Origin of the sequence: Halomonas sp. (genome assembly GCF_041689495.1) — a bacterium.
Lineage (GTDB): Bacteria > Pseudomonadota > Gammaproteobacteria > Pseudomonadales > Halomonadaceae > Halomonas.
On the sequence record NZ_JBDNGD010000513.1, the window covers coordinates 1 to 2,835 of the forward strand.

The window sequence follows — 2,835 nt, forward strand, 5'->3', positions numbered from 1 at the left end:
CTTGACCTTGTGGGAGGGAGCTTCAGCTCGCGATGCAGCGCGACGCGCTGCCGGTATCAGGCGCCTGGCGGCGCCATCGCCCGGCAGAGCCGGCCTCCCACGAAAACCTGTTCAGTGGTGGCCACCTCCTTCGCTGGAGGCGCCGCCCGCCCTTGGGAGAGCACCCCAGCGGCGGGGATCAAAAAGAGAATGCAGTAAGGCAGCATAATGCTCAGTATCAGAAGGACGCAGCCTAAGCAGCACCACAATCATTGACATCCTCCCCGACCTAAAGGACGGGGATTCCCAATTCATCGAGAACTGGACAGAGGTACTTGACCCATGCCACTTACATTCTCTCCAAGAGCTAACACCGCCAGCCCGGCGGCTTTAATGTTGACCGCAGCGTTCACGTCACGGTCGTGTTTAGTGGTGCAATCAGGGCACGTCCAGGCGCGGATATGCAGCGGCATCTTGTCCATCACATGCCCACACGCGGAGCAGCGTTTGCTCGACGGGTACCACTGGTCGATAGCGACCAACTGGCGATCCGCCCAGAGAGCCTTGTACTCCAACTGTCGGACGAACTCACCCCAGCCAGCGTCGCTAATAGACTTGGCGAGCCGAGGATTACGCAGCATGTTCTTCACCTTCAAGGATTCGACGCAGATCACTTGGTTCTCGTTGACGATCTGGCGGGACAGCTTGTGCAAGCCGTCCATCCGGCAATCAGAGATTTTGGCGTGAACACGGGCCACCTTCTGACGAGCCTTGGCGCGATTCCTGGAGCCGAGCTTTTTCTTGCTCAGCGCCCGTTGCGCCTTGGCCATCTTGGCCGCGTATTTTGCCGTATGGCGGGGATTGCCGGTTCGGATACCATCGCTGGTGACGAACAGGTCTTTCAGGCCGAGGTCGATGCCCACCATCTTCGGGGTGATGGGCAGTTCCTCGGGCTCGAACTCACACAGACAGCTGACGAAGTAGCGGCCTGCCGAGTCCTTGGAAACGGTAATAGTTGTCGGCTCGCTGGGCAGTTGCCGACTCCAGCGGATCACCAAGGGCTCCTTGCTCTTAGCCAGGAGCAACTGACCATCCCGGTATTTAAACGCCGAGCGCGTGAACTCCGCCGACTGGCGGTGCCGCTTGCTCTTGAAGTTCGGGTAGCGGGCACGGCCATCAAAGAAGTTCTTGAACGCGGTCTGCTGGTGGCGAAGGCACTGTTGAAGCGGGACGCAAGACACCTCGTTGAGAAACTCGGTCTCGGAGGTTTTCTTCATCCGGGAAAGCTCAGCATTCGCGCCCACGTAGCCGATCTTTTCCTGCCGCTGGTAAAAGGCATCCGTGCGGTAACGCAAGACCGCGTTGTAGACAAAACGCACACAACCGAACGTCCGGGCAAGAAGCTGTTCTTGCTCAGGCGTGGGGTAAAACCGGTATTTGTAGGCGCGTTTAGTCATGTGTCACAATATACCATCGATAGTGTGAAGATAGCAATACCTAAGAAGAAGGCAGCGAGATCAAAGGTCGTCTAGCGACGACGCGCTATCCCTCCCCGCCCTAAAGGACGGGGTTTCTCGCGCAAAATCTGATGAATAGGATGGACAAGGTCATTCCCATGACCTCTGGTTCTTCGGCAGGTTGCCCGCCGGATCATGAACCGATAAAACGTCACGAGAGGCCAGCGCCTCGGTGTAGAGAACCAGATTGGTCCAACCAGGATTGGCTAAAGAGGGAAACAGAATGCCGGTAGCCCCAGCCTCCAGCGCCGCATCAGCCAACAGCCAGCTGGGCGGCTCAATTCGATCGTTGAACCACAACCGTCGCCAATCACAGGTCAGCTCCTCCCACAAAGGATCCCATTCCGGGGTATAACCCTCGCTGAAATCCACGACCTTGGCAATTTGCACCTCATAACTCACTACCAGCCCCGGGGGCATCAAGGAAGAGAGTTGGCGGTATTCTTCCAGAGCGGTCGTCGCATCAAGGGCGAGATAGAGCGCAGGCAGGCCAGGCCGGTTCAGACGCCCACCATGCTCGGCAGCCCCTGCACCACTAGTGGGCGCATACGCCCAGCGGGGAACATGCACACGATAGGCCGGGCATTCCATGGCCCGCAATCTCACCCTACTGCCCCGGCCTTCAGCGCCTGCAGGTAGCGCACCAGATCCTGAGCTTTGCCTTGACTCACCAGCTGTTCCGGCGTCCGGTAATCGAAGGTACCGATAGGCTCATTGCGAAACCAGAACAGGGCGTGCCGGAAGTCGCCGTTGATATCCGTGGCGACGCGCAGCACCTGCAGCGCCTCGCGCAGGAAGCCTTGCAGCTTTTCACTTCCTTGGGCGCGCGAAAGCGTCACCCGGTGCACATGGGCGTCGGCGGCTAGCGCTTGCAGTTCCATGCTCAAGGCGCGGGCGAACAGCGTAGGGTCGATGATCGGCTTGCCCGCCGCCGTGGCGGATCGCTTGAGATCCTCCACGAACCGCGCGTAGGTCTCGGGGGCTTGGTACTCATCCGGATCAATAAGGGCTTCCGTACTCACGACGTTCAACCTCCCAGGCCAGACCGCCCTGACGCATCAAATAATGCATTGCTGCATTATTGCAACATATAAGCATCATAGCCTTCAGGCGGCAACACGTCCAAGCGCCAAGCGCCATCGCCCGGCGAAGCCGGCCTTGACCTTGTGGGAGGGAGCTTCAGCTCGCGATGCAGCGCGGCGGGCAACTGGAGCTGCCCTTGACCTTGTGGGAGGGAGCTTCAGCTCGCGATGCAGCGCGACGCGCTGCCGGTATCAGGCGCCTGGCGGCGCCATCGCCCGGCAGAGCCGGCCTCCCACGAAAACCTGTTCAGTGCTTA

At 59.5% G+C, this 2,835-nt stretch carries 3 protein-coding genes; all 3 read right to left on the minus strand.

Annotated features, from left to right (window positions below):
* Positions 1-290: 290 nt before the first annotated feature.
* Positions 291-1,436 (minus strand): RNA-guided endonuclease InsQ/TnpB family protein, encoded by a 1,146-nt coding sequence (locus tag ACESMD_RS15255; RefSeq protein WP_372614642.1) that lies wholly within the window; start codon positions 1,434-1,436, stop codon positions 291-293.
* A gap of 150 nt (positions 1,437-1,586) precedes the next feature.
* The gene (locus ACESMD_RS15260) at positions 1,587-2,087 is read right to left on the minus strand and encodes an RES family NAD+ phosphorylase (RefSeq protein WP_372614644.1); all 501 of its coding nucleotides are present in this window, start codon (positions 2,085-2,087) and stop codon (positions 1,587-1,589) included.
* 11 nt (positions 2,088-2,098) lie between these two features.
* Positions 2,099-2,518, minus strand: coding sequence for a DUF2384 domain-containing protein (locus tag ACESMD_RS15265; protein WP_372614646.1), 420 nt, complete (start codon positions 2,516-2,518; stop codon positions 2,099-2,101).
* Positions 2,519-2,835 lie beyond the last annotated feature (317 nt).

What these genes read in the sequence shown, in the direction of transcription:
- ACESMD_RS15255 (WP_372614642.1), bottom strand. Translation starts at nt 1,436, where the DNA reads ATGACTAAACGCGCCTACAAATACCGGTTTTACCCCACGCCTGAGCAA.
- ACESMD_RS15260 (WP_372614644.1), bottom strand. Translation starts at nt 2,087, where the DNA reads ATGGAATGCCCGGCCTATCGTGTGCATGTTCCCCGCTGGGCGTATGCG.